Source organism: Streptomyces polyasparticus (genome assembly GCF_014493765.1).
In the GTDB taxonomy this organism is placed as follows: domain Bacteria; phylum Actinomycetota; class Actinomycetes; order Streptomycetales; family Streptomycetaceae; genus Streptomyces; species Streptomyces polyasparticus.
Map to the genome: position 1 here is coordinate 716,118 of NZ_JACTVJ010000006.1, position 19,796 is coordinate 735,913.

The 19,796-nt window shown below is 70.9% G+C and carries 21 protein-coding genes; 8 read left to right on the top strand and 13 right to left on the bottom strand.

The genetic code is table 11. From position 1 onward, the window contains the following. Positions 1-3 precede the first annotated feature (3 nt). Together H9Y04_RS15125 and H9Y04_RS15130 are read right to left on the bottom strand one after the other, a co-directional pair. Positions 4-930 (bottom strand): hypothetical protein, encoded by a 927-nt coding sequence (locus tag H9Y04_RS15125; protein WP_187814329.1) that lies wholly within the window; start codon positions 928-930, stop codon positions 4-6. 10 nt (positions 931-940) lie between these two features. Next, positions 941-1,420 (bottom strand): hypothetical protein, encoded by a 480-nt coding sequence (locus H9Y04_RS15130; RefSeq protein WP_187814330.1) that lies wholly within the window; start codon positions 1,418-1,420, stop codon positions 941-943. Positions 1,421-1,644: 224 nt separating this feature from the next. Here H9Y04_RS15130 and H9Y04_RS15135 point away from each other — a divergent pair, with 224 nt between their 5' ends. Beyond that, a complete protein-coding gene (locus H9Y04_RS15135) occupies positions 1,645-2,502 on the top strand; it encodes a CBS domain-containing protein (protein ID WP_187814331.1) in 858 nt (285 codons plus the stop codon). A 28-nt stretch (positions 2,503-2,530) separates the two neighbouring features. On the opposite strand, the gene H9Y04_RS15140 is transcribed toward H9Y04_RS15135, so the two are convergent. Together H9Y04_RS15140 and H9Y04_RS15145 are read right to left on the bottom strand one after the other, a co-directional pair. Next, positions 2,531-3,640: a site-2 protease family protein gene (locus H9Y04_RS15140; protein WP_308800985.1), complete on the bottom strand. Its 1,110-nt coding sequence runs from the start codon at positions 3,638-3,640 to the stop codon at positions 2,531-2,533. A 191-nt stretch (positions 3,641-3,831) separates the two neighbouring features. After that, complete coding sequence (locus tag H9Y04_RS15145; RefSeq protein WP_187814333.1) at positions 3,832-4,722, bottom strand: universal stress protein; 891 nt, start codon at positions 4,720-4,722, stop codon at positions 3,832-3,834. A gap of 311 nt (positions 4,723-5,033) precedes the next feature. Between H9Y04_RS15145 and H9Y04_RS15150 the strand changes: the two genes are divergently transcribed. The 4 genes from H9Y04_RS15150 (at position 5,034) to H9Y04_RS15165 (ending at position 10,799) form a co-directional block, all read left to right on the top strand. Further along, on the top strand, positions 5,034-5,915 hold the full coding sequence (locus H9Y04_RS15150) for a universal stress protein (protein ID WP_187814334.1): 882 nt from the start codon (positions 5,034-5,036) through the stop codon (positions 5,913-5,915). Positions 5,916-5,917: 2 nt separating this feature from the next. Then, positions 5,918-8,677 carry a cation-translocating P-type ATPase gene (locus H9Y04_RS15155; RefSeq protein ID WP_187814335.1) on the top strand — a complete coding sequence of 920 codons (2,760 nt, stop codon included), beginning with the start codon at positions 5,918-5,920 and terminating at the stop codon, positions 8,675-8,677. A gap of 263 nt (positions 8,678-8,940) precedes the next feature. Next, the gene (locus tag H9Y04_RS15160; protein WP_268980476.1) at positions 8,941-9,672 is read left to right on the top strand and encodes a CBS domain-containing protein; all 732 of its coding nucleotides are present in this window, start codon (positions 8,941-8,943) and stop codon (positions 9,670-9,672) included. Positions 9,673-9,737: 65 nt separating this feature from the next. Further along, the gene (locus H9Y04_RS15165) at positions 9,738-10,799 is read left to right on the top strand and encodes an Acg family FMN-binding oxidoreductase (protein ID WP_187814336.1); all 1,062 of its coding nucleotides are present in this window, start codon (positions 9,738-9,740) and stop codon (positions 10,797-10,799) included. A 448-nt stretch (positions 10,800-11,247) separates the two neighbouring features. Here H9Y04_RS15165 and H9Y04_RS15170 read toward each other — a convergent pair whose 3' ends face one another. The 9 genes from H9Y04_RS15170 to H9Y04_RS47735 form a co-directional block, all read right to left on the bottom strand. Then, a complete protein-coding gene (locus H9Y04_RS15170) occupies positions 11,248-11,520 on the bottom strand; it encodes a DUF1876 domain-containing protein (RefSeq protein ID WP_187814337.1) in 273 nt (90 codons plus the stop codon). Positions 11,521-11,555: 35 nt separating this feature from the next. Beyond that, on the bottom strand, positions 11,556-12,278 hold the full coding sequence (locus tag H9Y04_RS15175; RefSeq protein ID WP_187814338.1) for a CBS domain-containing protein: 723 nt from the start codon (positions 12,276-12,278) through the stop codon (positions 11,556-11,558). Between the two features lie 69 nt (positions 12,279-12,347). After that, positions 12,348-12,536, bottom strand: coding sequence for a zinc metalloprotease (locus tag H9Y04_RS15180; RefSeq protein ID WP_187814339.1), 189 nt, complete (start codon positions 12,534-12,536; stop codon positions 12,348-12,350). A gap of 154 nt (positions 12,537-12,690) precedes the next feature. Beyond that, the gene (locus tag H9Y04_RS15185) at positions 12,691-12,963 is read right to left on the bottom strand and encodes a DUF2180 family protein (RefSeq protein ID WP_187814340.1); all 273 of its coding nucleotides are present in this window, start codon (positions 12,961-12,963) and stop codon (positions 12,691-12,693) included. Between the two features lie 12 nt (positions 12,964-12,975). Further along, positions 12,976-13,479: an ATP-binding cassette domain-containing protein gene (locus H9Y04_RS15190; protein ID WP_187814341.1), complete on the bottom strand. Its 504-nt coding sequence runs from the start codon at positions 13,477-13,479 to the stop codon at positions 12,976-12,978. 113 nt (positions 13,480-13,592) lie between these two features. After that, positions 13,593-13,979 (bottom strand): DUF302 domain-containing protein, encoded by a 387-nt coding sequence (locus H9Y04_RS15195; protein WP_187814342.1) that lies wholly within the window; start codon positions 13,977-13,979, stop codon positions 13,593-13,595. Then, a complete protein-coding gene (locus tag H9Y04_RS15200; protein ID WP_236070807.1) occupies positions 13,969-14,280 on the bottom strand; it encodes a hypothetical protein in 312 nt (103 codons plus the stop codon). The genes H9Y04_RS15195 and H9Y04_RS15200 overlap by 11 nt, the downstream gene beginning before the upstream one ends. A 210-nt stretch (positions 14,281-14,490) precedes the next feature. Further along, entirely contained in the window at positions 14,491-14,733 is a 243-nt protein-coding gene (locus H9Y04_RS15205; RefSeq protein WP_187814343.1) for a DUF2933 domain-containing protein, read from the bottom strand. A 162-nt stretch (positions 14,734-14,895) separates the two neighbouring features. After that, positions 14,896-15,078, bottom strand: a complete 183-nt coding sequence (locus tag H9Y04_RS47735; RefSeq protein WP_306660137.1) for an SHOCT domain-containing protein — start codon at positions 15,076-15,078, stop codon at positions 14,896-14,898. Between the two features lie 233 nt (positions 15,079-15,311). Here H9Y04_RS47735 and H9Y04_RS15215 point away from each other — a divergent pair, with 233 nt between their 5' ends. Genes H9Y04_RS15215 through H9Y04_RS15225 form a run of 3 tightly spaced genes read left to right on the top strand, consistent with a single transcriptional unit; the run spans position 15,312 to position 19,321 of the window. Beyond that, positions 15,312-16,175 carry a slipin family protein gene (locus tag H9Y04_RS15215; RefSeq protein ID WP_187814344.1) on the top strand — a complete coding sequence of 288 codons (864 nt, stop codon included), beginning with the start codon at positions 15,312-15,314 and terminating at the stop codon, positions 16,173-16,175. A 27-nt stretch (positions 16,176-16,202) separates the two neighbouring features. Continuing rightward, a complete protein-coding gene (locus H9Y04_RS15220) occupies positions 16,203-18,998 on the top strand; it encodes a heavy metal translocating P-type ATPase (RefSeq protein ID WP_187814345.1) in 2,796 nt (931 codons plus the stop codon). Continuing rightward, complete coding sequence (locus H9Y04_RS15225; RefSeq protein WP_187814346.1) at positions 18,995-19,321, top strand: metal-sensitive transcriptional regulator; 327 nt, start codon at positions 18,995-18,997, stop codon at positions 19,319-19,321. The genes H9Y04_RS15220 and H9Y04_RS15225 overlap by 4 nt, the downstream gene beginning before the upstream one ends. The last annotated feature ends 475 nt before the right edge of the window (positions 19,322-19,796 follow it).

Consider the following 19,796-nt stretch of genomic DNA (forward strand, 5'->3'; position numbering starts at 1 on the left):
CAGTCAGTCCATGAGGGCATCGAAGGCCTCCAGCGCCCGGCCGCCGTGCGCGGCCGACTCCAGACCGGCACGCACCCGCCACGCGTCCACGGACAGTACCGTGACCGCGCCCACGACGGGCGACACGTCGAAACGCGCCCGGCGTAGCATTTCGAGACCGTCCTGCTCGACTGCCGGCCACCAGCGGGCCTCGGCCCGCCACAGCCGTTCCGTCTCCGGTGCGTCCTCCAGGGGCCAGCGGGCCGCCGACGGCAGGCGCTCGCGGAAGTCGCCGAACGACGGTGCCCGCAAGGCCTCCTGACCGAGGATCCGAGCGGCGTGGCGCGCGGCCGGCGCGGCCAGCCCACGGCCCATGAGGAAGACTTCACGCGCCACGAGCAGGGCGGCCTCGCCGGTGGCCCACCGGGCCGCCTCAGGAACGTTCGCCACGGTGCGGGCGGCCGCCGACAGGCGCATCCCGGTGACCACCGCCGCCGGGGAGTCGGCGCCGGGGTCTCCCCACGCGGAGGAGGCCAACACGCCTCGCACTTCGCTCGCGGACACCGTGGCGGCCAGCCTGGGCCAGGCGGTCGACAGCGCTCCCAGCCGGTACGGCGGGGGCGGCGGCGCGCCGGACAGGGCGCGCAGGTGCTCGCGTGTGTTCGCGATCTCGAAACCGGCGCTGAGCAGCCGTACGGCCGCGGTGCCCGGTCGGGGCTGCCATCCGGCGAGTACCCGCAACTGCCACAACAGGGCCGCTGAGACCGCTCGTTGGGCGTCCGCGGCACCGGCTGCCAGGTCGAGGCCTCGCCGGTACGGGGTCCCGGTCAGCTCGCGCAGCGCGTCGGGAAGAGTCGCCGCGGCCGCCAACTCCCGTGCTCGGACGGGTCCGACGCGCCGTGCGGCCATGGCCCTGGCCCGTGTCACTCCCGCGACCCAGCCCGCTCCCATCGAGGCCCCCTCAGCGTGTGCCGGTCGGATCGGTGCCCGGTGCGGTACCGGTCCGGCCTTCGACAGCGGCGAGTTCGCCGGCGACTTGCGACACGATCCTGTCCGCGAAGTCGGGCATGCGCACACGCGCGCGTTGCAGTACCAGCGTCACGGTGCGGTCCGCCGTGGCTTCGGCGGCAGCGGACTCAGCGGCGATGTCCGCGCGGATCCGGGCCGCGGCTTCGTTCCTGACCTCCAGCGCACGCGCATGTGCCGCGGCCACGATCTCGTCGGCCCGGGCGGCCGCCGCCTGGCGCCGCTGTGCCGCCTCGCGGGCGGCGTCGTCACGTATCCGTGCCGCGTCGGCCGCCGAGTCGTCCAACAGAGCTAGTGGAGGATCCAGTTCCGCCATGAGTTCGGCGGACCGGTCAGCGGGAACGCCTCCCGCGACCGCCGGGCCGGGCGAGCCGGCCGGCCGGAAGCGCATGAGGAACTCGCGGAACCCTGCCATCAGACCTCCCGACCCGCTTCCAACGTCTGCTGTCCTCCGGCGTCTTTTGTCCTCCGGCGTCTTTGTCTGGCCTTCACGGTAGAAAAGCGGCGCAGAGCCGAACAGGGGCTGAATGTCCCGGGATTGGGGACTGGCGGCCCCTGTCGCGTACTCGCGGAGCTCGAGACGGTGTAGGTGGGAGAGGTGTGCTGGCCCTGCCGCCTCGTCGCCCCCTGGAGGTTGCCATGAACGACCGGGAAGCACGCGAACACTGGGCCGCGTCGGCGGAGGCACGGGGAGCGGTGCCGGACCTCGCCCCGAAGCGGGCCGAGGGATTCCGGCAGGACATGATGGTGCGCTACCTGACAGCCATGGCCTCCCACGCCTCACGGGAGGAGGCACCCGCCGAACCGGCAGTGCGCAAGAGGACCCCGCCCCAGCGCCCGGGTCCGCACACGGTGGCGGAGCGGCGGGTGCGCGACCTCATGAAGCGCTCCGTGGCCGGCGTTTCGGCCGACACTCCGTTCCTTGACGTCGCACGTCAGCTGTCGCACCTCCAGGTGGGTGCCGTACCAGTGGTGGACGAGACCGAGCATGTGATCGGCGTGATCGCTGAGTCCGACCTCCTTGCCCGTGCGGCAACCCTTGCCGCGCCGGGTGAGCGGCCCGGCGCGCTCGCCAGGGTTCTCGGCCTGCGGCCGCGTGCCCGGGACACAGGGCAGACGGCGGCTGAGCTGATGTCCGCGCCGGTGCACACGGCCCACCCGGGGACGACAGTGATCGAAGCGGCCCGCATGGCCGCTCGCTCCAGGATCAGGCAGCTGTTCGTGACCGACTACAAGGGACGGCTGGTCGGCGTCGTCAGCCGTGGTGAACTGCTGCGGGCACTCGTCCGGGACGACGCCGCCATTCGGGCCGAGATCGCCACTCGTATCGTCAAGGGAGAGTTCGGCATCGACCCAGGGAGCCTGGAGATCCACGTCCTGGACGGGGCGGTGACCCTGAGGGGCAAGGTGGACACGGTGGTGATCCCGCAGCTGACCGAGGAGGTGGCGAAGATCGCCGACGTGGTCGAGGTGGTGGACCAGCTCACCGCGACCTGAGACCCCTGAGACCGAGGCCGGCCGGCTGTCACGCGGGCCGGCCTCGATGACGAAGGTTCGCCGGCCGCTGGGCGGCCCGGCCGATGTCCGAGAGTGACACGATGCCGACCAGCCGCCCGGCGTGGAGGACCAGCGCCCGCCGTTCGGCACTTGAGCTGAGGCGCGGCAGCAGGTCGGCGGCGGAGTCTTCGGGCTCGGCCGTTTCCAGATTTCCGAGTGGGCGCATCACCGCATCCACCGGTGTGGTGGAACGGGCCTTCAAGGGCATGCGATTGATTCGGGTAACGGACACCAGCCCGACCGCGGATCCGTCGGGAGCGAGGACGGGGAACGCCGAGTGGCGAAGGCGCCCGAGCGGAGCGTCCGCGAGGAACTGTGCGACTGTGCTGCCGGACGGCGCGGTGACCGGCCAGAGCGTCATGACTTCCCCCACCGTCGTTCCTGCCAGCTGGTCGCGCAGCCTTTCCTGGCAGGCCTCCGCAGTGGCAGCGGCGATGATGAACCAGCCGACGAGTGCGGGCCACAGCCCGGCCGCGCTCCCCCCGGCGAGCACGGAGACGAATCCGGTCAGCACCAGGAACCAGCCGACGAAGCGTCCTGCCGCCGTCGCACCGAGCGTGGCCCGCAGGCGGTCGCCGGTGCGGCGCCACAGGAATGCGCGCAGCACGCGGCCACCGTCCAAGGGGGCCGCGGGAAGGGCGTTGAAGACCGCGAGGACCACATTGATCCCCGCCGGCCAGGACACGGCCGTGACCGCGAGATCCGGTGCGCCGAGCGCGTTCATCCCCGCCGCGACCCCGGTGAACAGCACGCCGAGCACCGCACTGATCGCCGGCCCCGCCCCGGCGATCCGCAGCTCGGTGCGCGGGTCCCGTGGCTCCGTACGCAACTGGGCGACCCCGCCGAGCATCCACAACGTGATGCCGCGCACCTCGATGGCGTGGCGGCGGGCCACGACGGCGTGGGCAAGCTCATGTGCGAGCAGTGAAGCCAGGAGCCCCGTCGCTGTCGCGAGCCCGAGAGCCCAGTAGACCCAAGTGGGGTACCCGGGGTGGGCGTACGGGTAGAGGCCTCGTGCCGGCAGCAGCGTCAAGAGCGCGGCGGTGACCGCGACGCTCCAGTGCAAGCCGATTCTCACGCCCGCGATCCGCCCCAGGCGGACAGTCCCCTTCACTGCGCCCCCTCTCCGGCGTCCTGTCCGGTCGGGGGCCGCGTTGTCCGGTCTTCCCATCCGCCCGGGCGCCTCACGTCGATGTTCCTGGGGGCACGGATCGCCTCAGGGCATGACCGTGCCCCCCGCCTTCCATGGTGGTGCGTCGAACTCCCGCTTCAGTCGTGCGGAATGACAGCGACGGGGCAGGGGAGGTGGTGCAGCGCTCCGTGCGCGACGGGCCCCAGGTGCCAGGTGTGGTGGGAGGGGCGTCGCCGGCGCCCTACCACTGCGAGCCGGGCGTGTGGGGCTGTGGCCAGCAGTACATGGGCGGCGGGCCCGACGGCGATGTGCTCGACCACCGGTACGGTCGGGAACTTCTCGCGCCACGGCGCCAGGGCGTCGGCGAGCCTGGTTTGCTCCTCGGCCTTGTATCGGTCGCCGGGATGCTCAGTGGCCATCAGGTGCGGGTCGGTCACCAGGCCCAGCAGCGGGCAGGCCCGTACGGCGCGTATGCGGGAGCCGTTCAACTCGGCGTCAGCGAAGGCGAATTCCAGCAGGGCGCCGGCGGCAGGCCCGAGCTCACCCATCCCGACCACGACCTCGTTGCGGTCGGCCGCGGCAGGGTGCCCCCAGCCGCATTCGACGCTGGGATCTTCGCTCCGCACGGCGACGGCCGGGCAATGGGTGCGGCCCAGGACGTGCAGGCTCGTGGAACCGAGCAGGAATCCCGTCAGGGTTCCATGCCCCCGGGAGCCGAGCACGAGCATGGCCGCGCTCCGGCTGCGTTCGACGAGGACCCGCGAGGCGGGGTCGGAGACCAGTTGCGTGGTCAGGGTCAAGTCGCCGTAGCGGTGCAGGATTTCGGCTTCGGCTCGATGCAGTACCTCGCGGCCGTACTGCTGTTTGCTGGGGGCCGCCTGGGCGATGGGGACGTCGAGCGGCTGGGTGGTCCAGGAGTGGAGCAGGAGGAGCGACAAGTTCCGCTTCAGCGCTTCGCGGGCGGCCCACCAGGCGGCGGTCAGGCTTGCGGGGGAACCGTCGAGTCCGACGACGACAGGGCCGGTCATGGCGCACCTCCGGAGTGTCAACGGCGGGCCGGCAGCGCTCTGACGCGCACGCGACCCCGTCCTACAACTTCAGTGATATCGCCGGGCTGCCGTCGAGAAGAGGGCCGCATGGGGGCATTCCTGGGCCCATGCGGCCCTGTTCGGGCCCCCGTGGACTGGGAGAGGGTGAGACCCGAAGTCGGCGAGACGAAGGTGTCCGGCCGATGTCCGCGAGCCGCCTGCCGGAGCGGACGTGGCCGCCGTCGCCGTGTCCCGCGCATGGCCTGGCTGCGCCCCGGTCCAGGACTGCGCCTGGCCCATGGGGAGTTGTGATGAGCGGTCCGGTCGTGGTGGGAGTGGACGGCTCGCCGTCGAGCCTGGCCGCGGTGGAGGTCGCGGCACGGGAGGCCCGACTGCGAGGATCGGGGCTGCGGTTGGTGCATGCCTTCGGGTGGCCGTCCGGGCACGTGCCGCCAGGCGTGCCGCCGTGGAATCCGGCGGACGTCGGGCTGCGCGTGCTGGTGGACGGCACGCTTGCCGATGCGGAGCGGCGTGCCCAGGCTGTTGCGCCGCAGGTGGATGTCACACGCGACGTCGTCGTCGGTGAGCCGTTGACGGTGCTGGAGATCGAGTCGCGCACCGCCGAGCTCGCCGTGGTCGGCACTCGGGGGCTGGGCAAGTTCGCCGCCCTGCTACTGGGGTCCACCGCTGTGCATCTGGTCACCCATGGACGCTGCCCAGTTCTCGTCGTGCGCGGCAGGCCGGACCCCGAAGGCCCCGTCCTGCTGGCGGTCGACGGCTCCCGGGGAGCCGTGGGGGCCGTCGAGTTCGCTTTCGCCGAAGCCTCGCTCCGCGGTGCGGAGTTGCTGGCGCTGCACGTGTGGAACATCTGCACCGAGCGGGCGTACGACCATCCAGCCGATCCGCCCTTCGCGAGCTATGACGAGGAACGGCTCCGTGCCGTGGAAGAGCGTTTGCTCGCCGAGTCGCTGTGCGGGTTGCGGGACAAGTACCAGGACGTTGCCGTGCGGCACCGGCTGGTCCGGGGCCGCATCCGGCCTTCCCTCATCGAGGCCGGCGGCGGCGCCCAACTGGTCGTGGTCGGAGCGCGCGGCCGGGGCGGTTTCGCGGGCCTGCTCCTTGGCTCCGTCAGTCAGGCCGTCCTGCAGCATGCCCACTGCCCTGTCGCCGTCGTCCGTACCGGCAAGGAGTGAACATGGTCAGGCAGACGAAAGCCTCGGTCGAGGGGACGGGCTCTGCCCGGGTGGGATTCCTGGAGGTCCCGGACGGCTACCGCCTCGCCGCCACGTTGGTGGCGGACCGGCTCGATGTCGACCCGTGCGCCGGACTGAGTACGCGGGAGGCCACCGAGCGGGCGGCGGTCTGCGGGCCGAACCGGCTGGCCGAACCCGCCCGGCGCCCGGAATGGCGCAAGTTCCTCGACCAGTTCCGCAACTGGCTCATCGGCATTCTGCTGATCGCCGCCGTGGTGGCCGGGGCGATCGGCGACATCAAGGACGCCGTGGTGATCACCATCGTCCTGCAGATCAACGCGGTCCTGGGGTATCTGCAGGAACGGCGCGCGGAACGCAGCCTGGAGGCGCTGCGCCGGATGCTGGTGGCCACCGCGCGGGTCCGTCGCGACGGCCGGCAGCAGGTGGTGGAGGCACACACGCTCGTCCCCGGGGACGTGGTTCTGCTGGAGGCGGGCGACCGCGTACCGGCCGACGGGCGCCTGACCGTCGCGGAGTCGGTCGAGGTGGCCGAGGCGGCGCTGACGGGGGAGTCCCAGCCGGTCGCCAAGAGCGTGGCGGCCGTGCACCTGGACGGAGCGGCCCCGGCGCCGCTCGCCGAGCGCACCAGTTCGCTGTTCATGAACACCGCTCTGACCCGGGGCCGGGCCGAGATGATCGTCACGGCCACCGGCATGCGCACCGAACTCGGGACGATCGCCGAGGCGCTGCGCACCAGCACGGAACCGGCCAGCCCGCTCCAGGTTCAGCTGGACAGCCTCGGCCGGCGGCTCGCGCTGCTGAGCGGCGTGGCGATCGTCGCCTACGCCCTGACCACCCTTGTCCGCGGCGAGGCCTTGGCGGACCTCGCGCTGCGGGCCGTGGCCCTGGCGGTCGCAGCGATCCCCGAAGGGCTGCCCGCCGTGCTGGCCCTGACGCTGGCACTCGGCGTATACCGCATGGCCCGCCGAGGTGCGATCGTCAAGCGACTGTCGGCAGCGGAGTCGCTCGGCTCGGCGACCGTCATATGCAGCGACAAGACCGGCACGCTGACCCTCAACCAGATGACCGTACGAGCGCTGTGGACCGCCGGGACGTTCTACGACGTCATCGGCGAGGGCTACGGGACGGCAGGTGCTGTCCGAACGTCGGACACCGGCAACTCCCCGTCTCCGGACGACCTGAGGGAGGCGGTGCTGCCGCTCGCCCTGTGCAACGACGCACGCCTGACCGACGGGGACTTCATCGGGGACCCGACGGAGGCGGCACTGGTGGTGCTCGCGGCAAAGGCCGGAGTGGACGCCGACCGGCTGCGTGAGAGCCGGCCCCGCTCCGGCGAGCTGCCCTTCGACGCGGCCACCAAGTACATGGCCACCTTCCACACCCAACCCGACGGCCGTACCCGCATCCACGTCAAGGGAGCGGTGGATGTCCTGCTGGGGCTGTGTACCGCCGTACTCACCGAGGAAGGCGTACACGATCTCGACGACCGGCACAGGGGTGAGATCCTCGCGGTGACGTCGCGTCTGGGTGGCGCCGGACTGCGGGTGCTGGGCGCGGCCACCGCCGTGACCGACGGCGCGCCGCCCACATCCGCCCCGGACGGCCCGGCCGCGCTGCCCGGGCTCACGCTGGTGTCGATCGCCGGGATAGCCGACCCGCCCCGGCCCCAGGCCCGGGACGCCATCGCGCTGTGCCGTACGGCGGGCGTCGCCGTCAAGATGATCACTGGTGACCACGCCGACACCGCGTCGGCCATCGCGCGCGAGCTGGATATCGGCGGCGACGCCGTGACCGGGGCCGAGCTGGATCGTATGACCGGCGAGCAACTCGCCGCCCGCATCGACGATATCGGGGTGTTCGCCCGCGTCGCACCGGAGCACAAGGTCCGGCTCGTGCAGGCGCTGTCGAGCCGGGGACACATCGTGGCCATGACGGGCGACGGTGTGAACGACGCGGCCGCGCTGAAGGCCGCCCACATCGGCGTGGCCATGGGGATCACCGGTACCGACGTGGCGAAGGAAGCCGCCGAGATGGTCCTGACCGACGACGACTTCTCCACGATCGTGCGCGCGGTCCGCGAAGGCCGCGCCATCTATGCCAACATCGTCAAGTTCGTACGCTTCCAGCTGACCACCAACGTCGGCGCGATCCTCACCCTGCTCGGTGCCTCCCTGGCCGGACTGCCCGCCCCGCTCACGGCCGCCCAGCTGCTCTGGGTGAACATCATCATGGACGGGCCGCCCGCCATGGCGCTCGCCGTGGATCCGGCCCGTGACGACGTGATGCGCCGGCCACCGCGCGACCCGGCCGAACGGATTCTGGACCGCCGACGCCTCGCGGCCATCACCCGGGCGGGCGCGGCCATGGCGGTGAGCACCGTGGTCCTGCTGGCCCTGGCCCGCCCGCGCGTCGGCACGGACGCCGCCCTCACCATGGCGTTCACCACGTTCGTCCTGTTCCAGCTGTTCAACGCGTTCAACGCCCGCGCGGACGAAGGTCCGATCCTGGGCCGCCATCAACTGCGCAACCGGACCCTGTGGCTGTGCCTGGCCGGCGTCCTCGCCATACAGGTCACCGCCGTACACCTGCCCTGGGCCCGCACCGTCTTCGGCACCGTCCCGCTGACGGCGACGCAGTGGGCCCTGTGCCTGGCTACCGCATCCACCGTGCTCATCGTCGAACTCGCGTGGCGTGCCGTGCGGTCGGTGGTCGGCCCGCACGGCCGGTCCGCTCATGACTGATGGCGATGGCTCCCACAGACAGGCGCAGGCGGCGTCGGGGTGCGGAGCAGAGCCCACTCGGGCTCACCCGGCACGCTGCGATCTGCGATCTGCCGTGGGCCACTTCGGGCCGCATGGCCCCACCCCGGGGACACCAGGCCCTGCCCACGCATTCGGGAGGGCGCTCATCCTGGAGGTGAGACGTTGGCGGTGGCTCGCCGACCACTGTGTGTGTCGTGGGTCCCCGCTCGATCGAGGGAGGGGTCGTGCAAGTCCAATACGCCATGTCCGCCTCACCCGTCATCACGCCGGTGATGACGCCGGTGCAGGACGTCGCACGCACCATGAGAGATCTCGGAGTCGGCTCCGTCTTCGTGACCGACGATGAACGCCTCGTCGGCGTGGTGACCGACCGCGATCTCGCCGTCCGGGTCGTCGCCCCGGCCAGGTCGCCCCACACGGGGGTCGAGGCAGTCATGACCAAGGACCCCGTGTCCGTTGACGCCGACGCCGACATCATGGCCGCGTACCGCGCCATGCGAGAACGGCGGGTCGGCCGGATCCCGGTCGTGCACGGGGGGCGCCTCGTGGGTGTGGTGACGTTCGACGACTTGTTCTGGTTGGCCATGCAGAGACTCGGCGACCTGGTCGGGGTCGTGGACGAAGGCCGGGACCTTGTCGCTCCGTTGCGCGGCCGCCGACCGGACACGACGCCCGACGGGCGGCAGGGTCCCGAACACCACGAAGGCCCGGTCGAGTCGGCACAGTCGCATGATCCGGACCGTGAGGGGCTTGGTGACCATCCCCTGCAGGCCGCGGCCCGGACGGTCACTGAGATCTCGCACGCAAGACCACAGAGGTGCTGCCGCGAGAACGTCGAACTCACCGTGGGGTTCGGCCACGGCGGCGTCGTCGAGCCCCCGGAACATCCAGAAGAAGGCTCCCCGCTGGGACATGAGAGTGCAGAGTTCTCGCCGCAGGGGGAGTCGGGAACGTGCCACCCGCACCAGGAGTGACCATCGGGCCGTCGCAGAGAGTGACGGCGGACGAGCGGGTGTCGAGAGGAAAGGCGGTATCGGTCATGGCCATCACCGGCGCGCGGCCCGATCGCGCGACGCACTACCTGGTCCGGGCGGCCGTCACCGCGCCCTCCGCGTTCAACACCCAGCCCTGGCGCTTCGCGTATTGCAAGGGCGAGTTGCACTTGTGCGCCGATACCACCCGTCGGCTCAGGGTCGCCGATCCGGAGGGCCGGGAGCTGCTGATCAGTTGTGGTGCGGCGCTGTTCAACGTCCGTCTCGCCATGCTGCACCTCGGCTTCCGGGCGCGAGTGCGCCTGCTGCCCGTCGCCGCCGACCCTTGGCTGCTCGCCACCGTCAGCTGGGGGCCGTACGCGCGTGCCTCATACGACGATGACCGCATGTTCCGCGCCATGGAACTGCGTCACACCCACCGTGGCCCCTTCCAACCGGACCCGCTCCCTGCGGTCCTGATCGACGAACTGCGCGAGCAGGCTCGACGTGAAGGCGCCGACCTGTACGCCGTGGCCGGTGCCCACGAGCTGCGCCGCCTCGCGGAGCTGATCGGAGCGGCCGAAGACGTCCATCGCAGGCACCCCGGCCTCACCGCCGAGCGGGCCAACTGGGCGCCCGGGCAAGGAAGCGGGCGCCTCGACGGTGTCCCCGGCCAGACCTATCCGCGTGATCCGGACACCGTCGCCTTCGCCGGCCGGGACTACGCGGGCCGCGCCAGGCTGGGCTACCTGACCAGGCCCGCCGCTTCCTGCCGGGGCGTCCTCGGACTCCCGGCGGTCGTGCACACCCGGCGCGACGGCCCGCACGACTGGCTGCGGGCCGGGCAGGCGCTGCAGCGGGTGCTGCTGCACGCGGCCGCCCAGCGGGTGGCGGCGGCCTTCCACACCCAGCCGTTGGAGTTGCCGGAACTGCGTGCACAGGTTGAACGGCATGTTCCAGGCGGTGGGCATCCTCAGTTGATCCTGCGGTTCGGATACGTCGACGAGGTGCGCCCGAGTCCCAGGCGCCCTGTCGGCGATGTCCTGGCCGGCACGTCGCGCGCCTCAGCAACGCGCAGTGCCTCCCCGCTCAAGTCCGGGGCCTTGGTCCGGTTCGCACCGCCGTGCTGACGCCGGCCGATAGAGAGGGCCACCCGCTCCTGTCCGGGACCGTATGGCGCCTGCCCTGATGTCGATGCCGCGCCGAAGCTGGTGAACTCGAGGCCACAGGTACACAGGGGTAGGTGAACGGGCATGGGCCCCTTGGTCGTTGTGGGAAGATCATTACTTCGGGCCATCCCGGTCCGGCCATGGGCGCGGTCGGCGAAGCGGGCGTCCTTGTCGATGCCGCAGTTGTCACCGGGGCGACGGCACGAGCGCCCATCGCGGTCGTGCGCCGCAGAGGCGCCGCCCGCATCGTGCTCGCGGTTCCCGTCGCTCCCGCCGACGTACGGGACGCGCCGCGGCCGTGCTTGAACGATGGACGCCCCAGGGGGTACCGCTGCCCCGGTCGGCCTTCGCCATCGCCGGGCTGCGAGCGCCGTTCACCATGAGGTTCGCCGGCCGTCGGACCTTGGGTTCACCGGAGAGGCGGTGCGGGATTCACGGGCCCGGTCAACTGGACGATGTCGTCGGAGGCGACGTCGTGCAGCCGGAGAGCGAGGTCCTCCAGCGCGCGGCTGACGGCGAGTTCGTCGCCGATCTCCGGGATGGGGCGGTCGATGGGATTGCGTCGAGCCACTCCCCTGCCGGTGAGGGACGACGTGTCCGCTCCGGTCAGGACGGCGCGGGCGTGGGTGTCGTCACCTTCTTCGGAGATGTAAATCTGTACGGTCCACCGTTTGGATTCCATCACTGATCACCTCTGTGCGGGAAGGGCGGAGCGGGTCACCGCCCGCGAATCGCTGTGTCTCCGCTCCTCGGGCCCGGCGCGTACTCCGTACTTTGAGAGTGCTCCTTCGCGCGACTCCGGTACAGGGCCGAAATTCCCTCTCTGCAGAACTGGTTCGATCCGATGTGCGGCTTTGACGCCACAGCAGGACGGCCGGCCGCCATCTGCTGTCGAAGATGTCCCAGTCGCCCGTTGCGACGGCAACCGCGACCACGATCACAACGGCGAGCACCGCAAGGCCGAGCAGCCCCTGCCCATGATCGGGCCCGTAGTCGCGAGGGCCCGAACGAGGTGGTGCCGCGGTTCGCCTGTCGGTATCCCCTGTGGTGCCAGGTGGCGAGTTGCGGAGGGTACTTCTCGATGGGCTCGCGCGGCCACACGCCGAGCACTTCGCCCTGCTCGGCGTGGGACTCCAGCAGCGGCAGCAGGTCGGTCCCCGCGCTCTGCGCGTAGGCGGTGGTGAGATCGGACAGCGGGCACATCACTGCGCTCACCGGGATATGTGAACGGTCGTACACCGGGACGCGGTTGATGCGTGCGACGGTCACCAGGCCTACCGGAGTGCCGTCCGGGGCCAGGATCGGGAACGCCGCGTGCCGGTAGCGGCCGAAGGGTGCGTCCGCCAGGAAGCGGGCGATCGTGCCGGATGCGGGGACGGTGACGGGGGCGGGCGCCATCAGCCGGCCGACCGGGATGCCGGCCAGGGTCTCGTTCAGCACGGCCTGTAGGCCGTCCGCCGTTTAGCGGCGCTGCGAGCAGGAAGTTGAACACGGCCGGGGCGACGTTGATCACGGCGAGCCGGGCGACCGTGGGGCGACGACGGCGTGGGCGAGTTCGTGGGCCAGCAGCGAGGCGACGAAGACCAGCGCGGTGATTGCGGCAAGTCCCCAGTGGGCCCGAGGTGATTGACCGGGATGAGCGTCGGGGAGAGCGCCGCGCGCGAGGATCATCGTCACCAGGGTGACGATGACCAGCACGCTCCAGTGCAGCCCGACCCGGGCCCCGAAGATCCGCCCCAGCGAGAAGCTCTGCTACACGGCACTCCGCCCCGGGGCCCGGCCGGGGGCCGGTTCCCTTCCCGCCAGGCCCCCGGCCGTGCTCCTGCCTCAGTGGCTTTCACCGGCCGGCCCGTCAGCCGACCGATGCCAGTGGCGCTGTCGAGACGGAGCTCTCCGCCTCGTAGCACTGCACATACGTCATGTGACGTGCCTTGCGTGGTTCGTAGCTCGGGCCCATGCCCGCGATACGGCGTACGTCCTCGTCGCCGACGCGCAGGTGCTGGGCGCAGACCCCGCTGCCGCAGTGGCGGCACACGGCGACCGCGTCCTCGTCCCTGCCGATCTGTGTGCAGTCGTAGCACTTCATGACGATCCCCCTCTCCTCGCTCGGGACCGTATCGTTCATCTCCCTCCCTCCTCATCGTGCTGCTGAGGAGGCGCCCCGAGCGCGGGCCGCTCGGCCCTGTGTGGGGGCATATGGTCCCGCTCCTGCCCGGCGGCGGGTGGTGATGCTGCGGGATGTCGCGCGCATCATGCGTGGCCGCTTATCGCGCCATGCGGGACATGAGGGTGCGCGGCATCCCTGTAGCTCGAAGTGCTCATCACAGGTGAGCCGTTCATAGACGACCGGTTCCTGCGGGCAGTAGCCCGGCCGCCCGGTGCGGGTCACCGTCCCGGCGTCGGCCGCCGGCGCCCCCACCAGGATCTTCAGCAGGGTGCTCTTGCCGGATCCGTTCTCCCCGACCAGACCGACCACCTCACCCGGCGCCAGCCTCAGGTCGACGCCGTGCAGGACTCGTGTCCGGCGCCTGACAGGCCAGAAGCCGCGCCGGTACGCCTTCTCGATCCCGGCCGCGTCGAGCACTGTACGGCCGGTGACGGTGTGCGATCCGTTTTCGCGGCGGACCTCGGAACCTGTCATGTGGTCACTTCTCCGTGTCGGGTGGGTTCGCCGACGCCGGCAGGCCGGGGCTCCCCAGAGCGGAAACCAGCGGCTGAGGTCCTCCTCGATGCGCACGTCGCCCTTGACCGTGGTCAGGCGAGGGCAGCCAGTGCCGCGTCGAGACGGCGGGCGGCTTCGGCCGCGATGGGTTCGAGGGCGGGCAGACCGGTGAGGGCGACCAGGGTGGCCGGGTCGAGGGCCTGGACCACGGTGGTGGTGCCTTCGGTGCGGACGACGACGTTGCAGGGCAGCAGCAGGCCGATGCTGCGGTCCGCCTCCAGGGCCCGGTGGGCCAGGGGCGGGTTGCAGGCGCCGAGGATGAGGTAGTCCTCCATGTCGTGGCCGAGTTTGGCTTTGAGGGTGGCGGCCACGTCGATCTCGGTGAGGATGCCGAAGCCCTGTGCGGCCAGGGCCTCTCGGACGGCGGTCACGGTGGTGGCGAAGTCGCGGTCCAGACGGACGGTTCGGTCATAGCTCATGGCGATGGACCTCTTTGTGGCCGGAGGGGGCACGCGGTGCCGTGTCCCGCTGCTGTTTGCGGGGGGTGGTGCCCGGCTGTCGTGGCCAGAAGGCCGGTGTGCGGGCCGAGTAGGCGTCCCACCGTTCGCCAAACCGGGCTGCGACCTCGCCTTCCTCGTTGCGGGCGAGTTGGGCGTACATCTCGGTGAACAGCGGGACCAGGAAGGCGGTGTAGGCGCCCATGGCCCGCCCGTCGCGTTTCGTACGCGGGTGGAAGATGCTCGCGCCGAACACCACGAACAACAGGGTGTTGACCACCATCAGCGGCCACAGGTCGTACGCGGCATCCGCCGTTACCTCTCCTCGGCTCTGTCCGCCGGCCGCGGAGCCGGGCCAGGGGAGGCCACCGGCTCTCGGACGGTGTGATCAGGCGGGCCATCCCGGCGACCGGCGCAATGCCGACCGCCAGGGCCATCCGTGCGATCAGCGCATCCATGCCGCGTCCCTGGCCGTTGCCGTTGCCGAGCGGCCTCAGCGGTAGTGCTTGTGGTCATGCGGTTCTTCGTCCTTGGACGACGTCTTGTGCTGGTCGTGGCCGCCGCCGTGCATGCCGCCGCCACTGTGCATGCCCCGCATCATGAAGATCATCATCAGCGGGCAGGCCATCACCAGGACGAGGAAGGTGAGCGTGCCCAGGGGCACGCCGATCCAGAGTGCGCCGACCACCGCGATGGCCAGGGCGATCGCGTACAGGCCGTAATTCTTTGTGTTCATGGTGATCCCTTCCCAGCGGGGCCGTCGGCTCCTCGGGATACCTCCACCGGGTAGTGGTGGGCTGATTCGACACTGCTCCGGCGTGGGTCCTGCGGGGATGGGCCGGACGGGCCCTCAGCGGGCCGATGGTCCCTGCGTTTGCGGGCGATCGAGGTGCGGGGGTCACTGCTTGATGGGCGTGCGACCGGCTGAGTGCAGCACCGCGAGGTGCCGCCGGTACTCGTCCTCGTCGATCTCACCGCGGGCGTGGCGTTCGGCGAGCGGCTGCTCCGGTACGGGACGAGGCTCGGCCGTGTTCGAAATGCCGGGCCGATCGGGCTGGTTGCCGGAGCGCAGGAACAGCACCAGAGTGGCTTCGGTGTTCGGCGCGCACGGCCCGTGTCCATGAGGCTCCTCCCGGGCTCGGGGCTTGCCCAGGGGCCATTTGGCCCCTGGGCCGGGACGGGTCGGCCCCTGCCGAGCAGCCGCCGCGCGCGGAGATCCTGGGACCCTGCACAGCGCAATGCCCCTGCTCCGTAGGGGCATTGACCGGTACCACACGTGGAAACGGGGTGGTCCGCACCCCTGAGGAGGGGCTCATGCAACTCCTGATCTTCCTTCTGGTCGTCGCCTTCCTGCTGGTTCTGGTGCTGCTGGCCATGGCCGTCAAGGTCGTCAAGCAGTACGAGCAGGGCGTGCTGTTCCGGTTCGGCCGGCTGCGCGGAACTCGCGCCCCCGGCCTGCGGTTCATCGTCCCGGTCGTCGATGTCATGCGCCGGGTGTCGCTGCGGATCGTCACGATGCCGATCCAGTCGCAGGGCATCATCACCCGCGACAACGTCAGCGTCGATGTGTCCGCGGTTGCCTACTTCCGGGTGGTCGACGCGGTGAAGTCGGTCATCGCCATCGAGAGCGTCTACGCGGCGATCGACCAGATCGCCCAGACCACCCTGCGCAAGGTTGTCGGCCAGCACACGCTGGACGAGACGCTGTCCGAGACCGACCGCATCAACCTGGACATCCGCGAGATCCTCGACGTCACCACCGTCGAATGGGGCGTCGAGGTCACCCTGGTCGAGCTCAAGGACATCCAGCTGCCCGACAGCATGAAGCGCGCGATGGCCAAGCAGGCCGAGGCCGAGCGCGAGAAGAGGGCGAAGATCATCAACGCCGAGGGCGAATCGCTCGCCGCAGCGGCACTCGGCGACGCCTCGGACACGATGATGGCCCACCCGCTGGCACTTCAACTCCGCAATCTGCAGAGCCTGGTGGAGATCGGCGTGGACAAGAACACCACCGTGGTCTTCCCCGCTCCGCTCATGAGCACGATCGGCGAACTCGGCACCTTCCTCGCCCGCGAGAAGGCCGCAGCCGAATCCCCGTCGGCACCCACGGCCACCGCCCCGGCCGAGCTCACCAATGCGCTGCCCGGGCTGCCGAACGGGGCGCCCGAGCCCGTGTAACCGGTGCCGCCCTATGAGGAGTCCGTGATGAACCTGGCCGATCTGGTCGTCGTAGCCGCCTCCGTGGCACTGATCGCCCTGCTGGGCTGGTTCTTCTTCGGGCCCCGGCGGGCGCGCACCGCGCAACTACAGGACGGGGTGCAGCGCATCGAGGTGACCGTGCAGGGTGGCTACAGCCCTGACGTCATCAAGGTTCGCCAGGGGACCCCGGTGGAGCTGGTCTTCGACCGTCAGGAGAGCGGGGAGTGCACCAACCGGATCGTCTTCCCCGACCTCCGCATCAGCGCCGGGCTGCCGGCGTACACTCGCACCACCGTGCGCCTCAGCCCGGACAAGGCAGGCGCCTTCGGCTTCGCCTGCGGGATGAACATGATCCACGGCATGCTCCTCGTTGAACCATGCGGAGGGGAGCGGGCGCCGGATGACGGTGGAGGGGGCCGGACCACTCCTGAGCCGATTCCGTCAGGGGGCAATGGCTCAGCCGCCGATACGGAGGCCGCGGAGGCCGCCGAGCGGCGTGCGGAGATCACCGACCTGACCCGCCGGGTCGGCCTCGGCGCGCTGCTCACCGCGCCGGTGCTGTTCGCCGTGATGGCGCACGAACTCTTCGGAGCCGACTGGGTGCCCGGCTGGATGCTGAACCACTGGCTGCAACTGGCCCTGATCACCCCAGTGATGCTGTACACGGGGTGGCCGATCCACAAGACCGGCTGGCTGACCCTGCGCCATCGTGCCGCGGACATGAACTCCCTGATCACTCTGGGCACTTCGGCCGCATACGGCTACAGCCTGCTGGTCACGCTGTTGCCGGGGGCGCTGCCCGAGGACGTACGCGAGGTCTATTTCGAGGCCGTTGGGGTGATCCTCACCCTGATCCTGCTCGGACGGCTCCTGGAGGCCCGCGCCAGGGCCGGTACCGGCGAGGCCATCAGGGCACTTCTCGGTCTGAGGGCTCGTACCGCCCGGGTGGTACGCGAGGGTGCCGAGGCCGAAGTCCCCGTCGAGGACGTCGTGGTGGGCGACGAGATGGTCATCCGGCCGGGGGAGAAGATCCCGGTCGACGCCGACGTGCTGTCCGGGAACTCGGCGGTGGACGAATCCATGGTGACCGGCGAGCCGATGCCGGTCACCAAGCACGAGGGCGACACCGTCATCGGTGCCACCGTGAACACCACCGGATCACTACGGGTCCGCGCCAGCAAGGTCGGCGCCGACACGATGCTGGCCCAGATCATCCGCCTGGTGCAGCAGGCCCAGGCGTCCAAGGCGCCGATCCAGCGGCTCGCCGACGCGGTCTCCGCCTACTTCGTCCCCGCCGTGATCGCCATCGCCGTCGCGGCCTTCGCCCTCTGGTACACCCTCGGACCGCCCCCCGCGCTGACCCTCGCTCTCGTCTCCGCGGTCGCGGTGCTGATCATCGCCTGCCCGTGCGCGCTCGGCCTCGCGACCCCGTTGTCCATCATGGTGGGAACCGGCAAGGGGGCCCAGGCGGGCATCCTCATCCGGTCCGCCGAGGCCCTGGAGACCGCCCACAAGCTGGACACCGTGGTGCTGGACAAGACCGGCACCGTCACTGAAGGCAAGCCTGTACTCACCGACATACGCCCTGCTGCCGGTTTTGGCGCGGACGGCCTGCTCGCGCTGGTGGCGGCGGCCGAGGCCGACAGCGAGCATCCGCTGGCGACCGCGATCGTCGCAGCAGCCCGGCAGAGCCGACTCACCGTGCCTGTCGCGAGCGGTTTCGACTCCATCACCGGCAAGGGCGTACAGGCCACCGTGGACGGCCGCGCCGTACTGGCCGGCACCGCACGGCTGCTCGCCGACGTGGGTATCCACACCGGCGAACTCACCCTCATCGCAGAGGAGTTCTCCACTCAGGGCATGACCCCCGTACTGGCCGCCGTCGACGGCCGGGCAGCCGGGGTGCTGGCCGTGGCCGACACCGTCAAGGACGACTCGGCCCAGGCCATCGCCGCCCTGCGGCAGCTTGGCATCGACGTGGTCATGCTCACCGGCGACAACGCCCGCACGGCAACCGCCATCGCCGCCCAGGTCGGCGTGGACCGTGTCCTGGCCGAGGTCCTGCCCGAGCACAAGGCCGACGAGATCCGCCGCCTGCAGGGCGAGGGCCGCACGGTCGGCATGGTCGGCGACGGCATCAACGATGCCCCCGCGCTGGCCGCCGCCGACGTCGGTCTCGCCATCGGTACCGGCACGGACGTGGCCATCGAGGCCGCCGACGTGACCCTCATCTCCGGTTCCCTGAGCGGAGTGGTCACGGCGATCCGGCTCTCGCGCGCCACCATGCGCAACATCCGCCAGAACCTGTTCTTCGCCCTCGTCTACAACGCCGTCGGCATCCCTCTCGCCGCAGGCGCCCTCCCCCCGGCCTGGGGCATCCGCCTCAGCCCGATCATCGCGGCCGCCGCGATGGCCCTGTCCTCCCTGTCCGTGGTCACCAACTCCGGCCGCCTGCGCCGCTGGCACACCACCGCACTGCCGGACGCAGCGCCCGCGAGTGTCACCGAGCCCCGCGTCGAAACCGCCGCCCATCGCACCCTGGCCGCGCACCAGACGGACAGCGGGCGAGCACCTCATCCGGTCGGCCCCGGACACGAGGGACAACACGGCCGTCACGCAACCGTCGTGGACCCGGTGTGCGGCATGCGCCTGAACTCGGCGGAAGCAGCCGAGCACCGCGACACCCCCCACGGCACCGTCTTCTTCTGCTCCCCGCAGTGCGCAGCCACCTATGGCGCGAACCCGGAGCGCTACCGGCCACCGGCCACCGACGCGCCACATGAAGGGAGTGAGCCCAAGTGACCACCGTCTGCGGTGAAGTGAGCACCCCGGCCGAGACGCCTCGCGGCTACGCGGACCACAAGTGCGGCCACCTGATCCGGCTGCACAAGATCGAGGGACAGGTGCGCGGCGTGACCCGCATGGTGGACGACGAGCGCTACTGCATCGACATCCTCACCCAGATCGCCGCGATCACCCGAGCTCTCCAGGAAGTCGCCCTCGGCCTGCTCGACGACCACATTCGCCACTGCGTCCACGAGGCTGTACATGCCGACCCGACCGTCGCGGGAGAGGCCAAGTACGCCGAACTCACCACCGCCCTGCGCCGCGCGCTACGGCTCTAGGCAGCCGGACTACCCGCCGGTTCCACCCAGCAGGGGACTTCCGGCTCCACCCCTCGGGCCGATGCCGCGCAGCCCTCACGTTGTTGTACTGGACGTGTGATCCGCTCCCTGACGCGCACGCTGCCGGTACCACCCGGCAGGGGCATCCCGCCCACCGAACAGGCCGCTGCCTTCCCCGGGTTTGCCCGCGACCTGGCCCGGAACGGAGGGTCTCTGCTCACCGGTATCCGTCCACCGAACAGGACCGAGCGCATCCACCCGGTCCCCGAGTGGAGCCGATCAGCCCCCTTTCGCGGGCCCGATCGGCGGTGACCCGCAACCCCGGCACATCGGGAGGGGCCGCGGCTCGTACGCACAAGATCGGACCGAGTGCGGCTGCCCCCGCTCCGCGCCGCAACGGTCCCACGCCGGTGAGCATGTCGGCGCTGCGCATGGCGCATGTACCGACCACGCGCACCTGGCGCTTACGGTCACC

Coding starts and splice junctions, on each gene's coding strand:
- H9Y04_RS15125 (WP_187814329.1), bottom strand. CDS start 930: ATGGGAGCGGGCTGGGTCGCGGGAGTGACACGGGCCAGGGCCATGGCC.
- H9Y04_RS15130 (WP_187814330.1), bottom strand. CDS start 1,420: ATGGCAGGGTTCCGCGAGTTCCTCATGCGCTTCCGGCCGGCCGGCTCG.
- H9Y04_RS15135 (WP_187814331.1), top strand. CDS start 1,645: ATGAACGACCGGGAAGCACGCGAACACTGGGCCGCGTCGGCGGAGGCA.
- H9Y04_RS15145 (WP_187814333.1), bottom strand. CDS start 4,722: ATGACCGGCCCTGTCGTCGTCGGACTCGACGGTTCCCCCGCAAGCCTG.
- H9Y04_RS15150 (WP_187814334.1), top strand. CDS start 5,034: ATGAGCGGTCCGGTCGTGGTGGGAGTGGACGGCTCGCCGTCGAGCCTG.
- H9Y04_RS15155 (WP_187814335.1), top strand. CDS start 5,918: ATGGTCAGGCAGACGAAAGCCTCGGTCGAGGGGACGGGCTCTGCCCGG.
- H9Y04_RS15160 (WP_268980476.1), top strand. CDS start 8,941: ATGTCCGCCTCACCCGTCATCACGCCGGTGATGACGCCGGTGCAGGAC.
- H9Y04_RS15165 (WP_187814336.1), top strand. CDS start 9,738: ATGGCCATCACCGGCGCGCGGCCCGATCGCGCGACGCACTACCTGGTC.
- H9Y04_RS15170 (WP_187814337.1), bottom strand. CDS start 11,520: ATGGAATCCAAACGGTGGACCGTACAGATTTACATCTCCGAAGAAGGT.
- H9Y04_RS15185 (WP_187814340.1), bottom strand. CDS start 12,963: ATGAACGATACGGTCCCGAGCGAGGAGAGGGGGATCGTCATGAAGTGC.
- H9Y04_RS15190 (WP_187814341.1), bottom strand. CDS start 13,479: ATGACAGGTTCCGAGGTCCGCCGCGAAAACGGATCGCACACCGTCACC.
- H9Y04_RS15195 (WP_187814342.1), bottom strand. CDS start 13,979: ATGAGCTATGACCGAACCGTCCGTCTGGACCGCGACTTCGCCACCACC.
- H9Y04_RS15200 (WP_236070807.1), bottom strand. CDS start 14,280: ATGGTGGTCAACACCCTGTTGTTCGTGGTGTTCGGCGCGAGCATCTTC.
- H9Y04_RS15205 (WP_187814343.1), bottom strand. CDS start 14,733: ATGAACACAAAGAATTACGGCCTGTACGCGATCGCCCTGGCCATCGCG.
- H9Y04_RS15215 (WP_187814344.1), top strand. CDS start 15,312: ATGCAACTCCTGATCTTCCTTCTGGTCGTCGCCTTCCTGCTGGTTCTG.
- H9Y04_RS15220 (WP_187814345.1), top strand. CDS start 16,203: ATGAACCTGGCCGATCTGGTCGTCGTAGCCGCCTCCGTGGCACTGATC.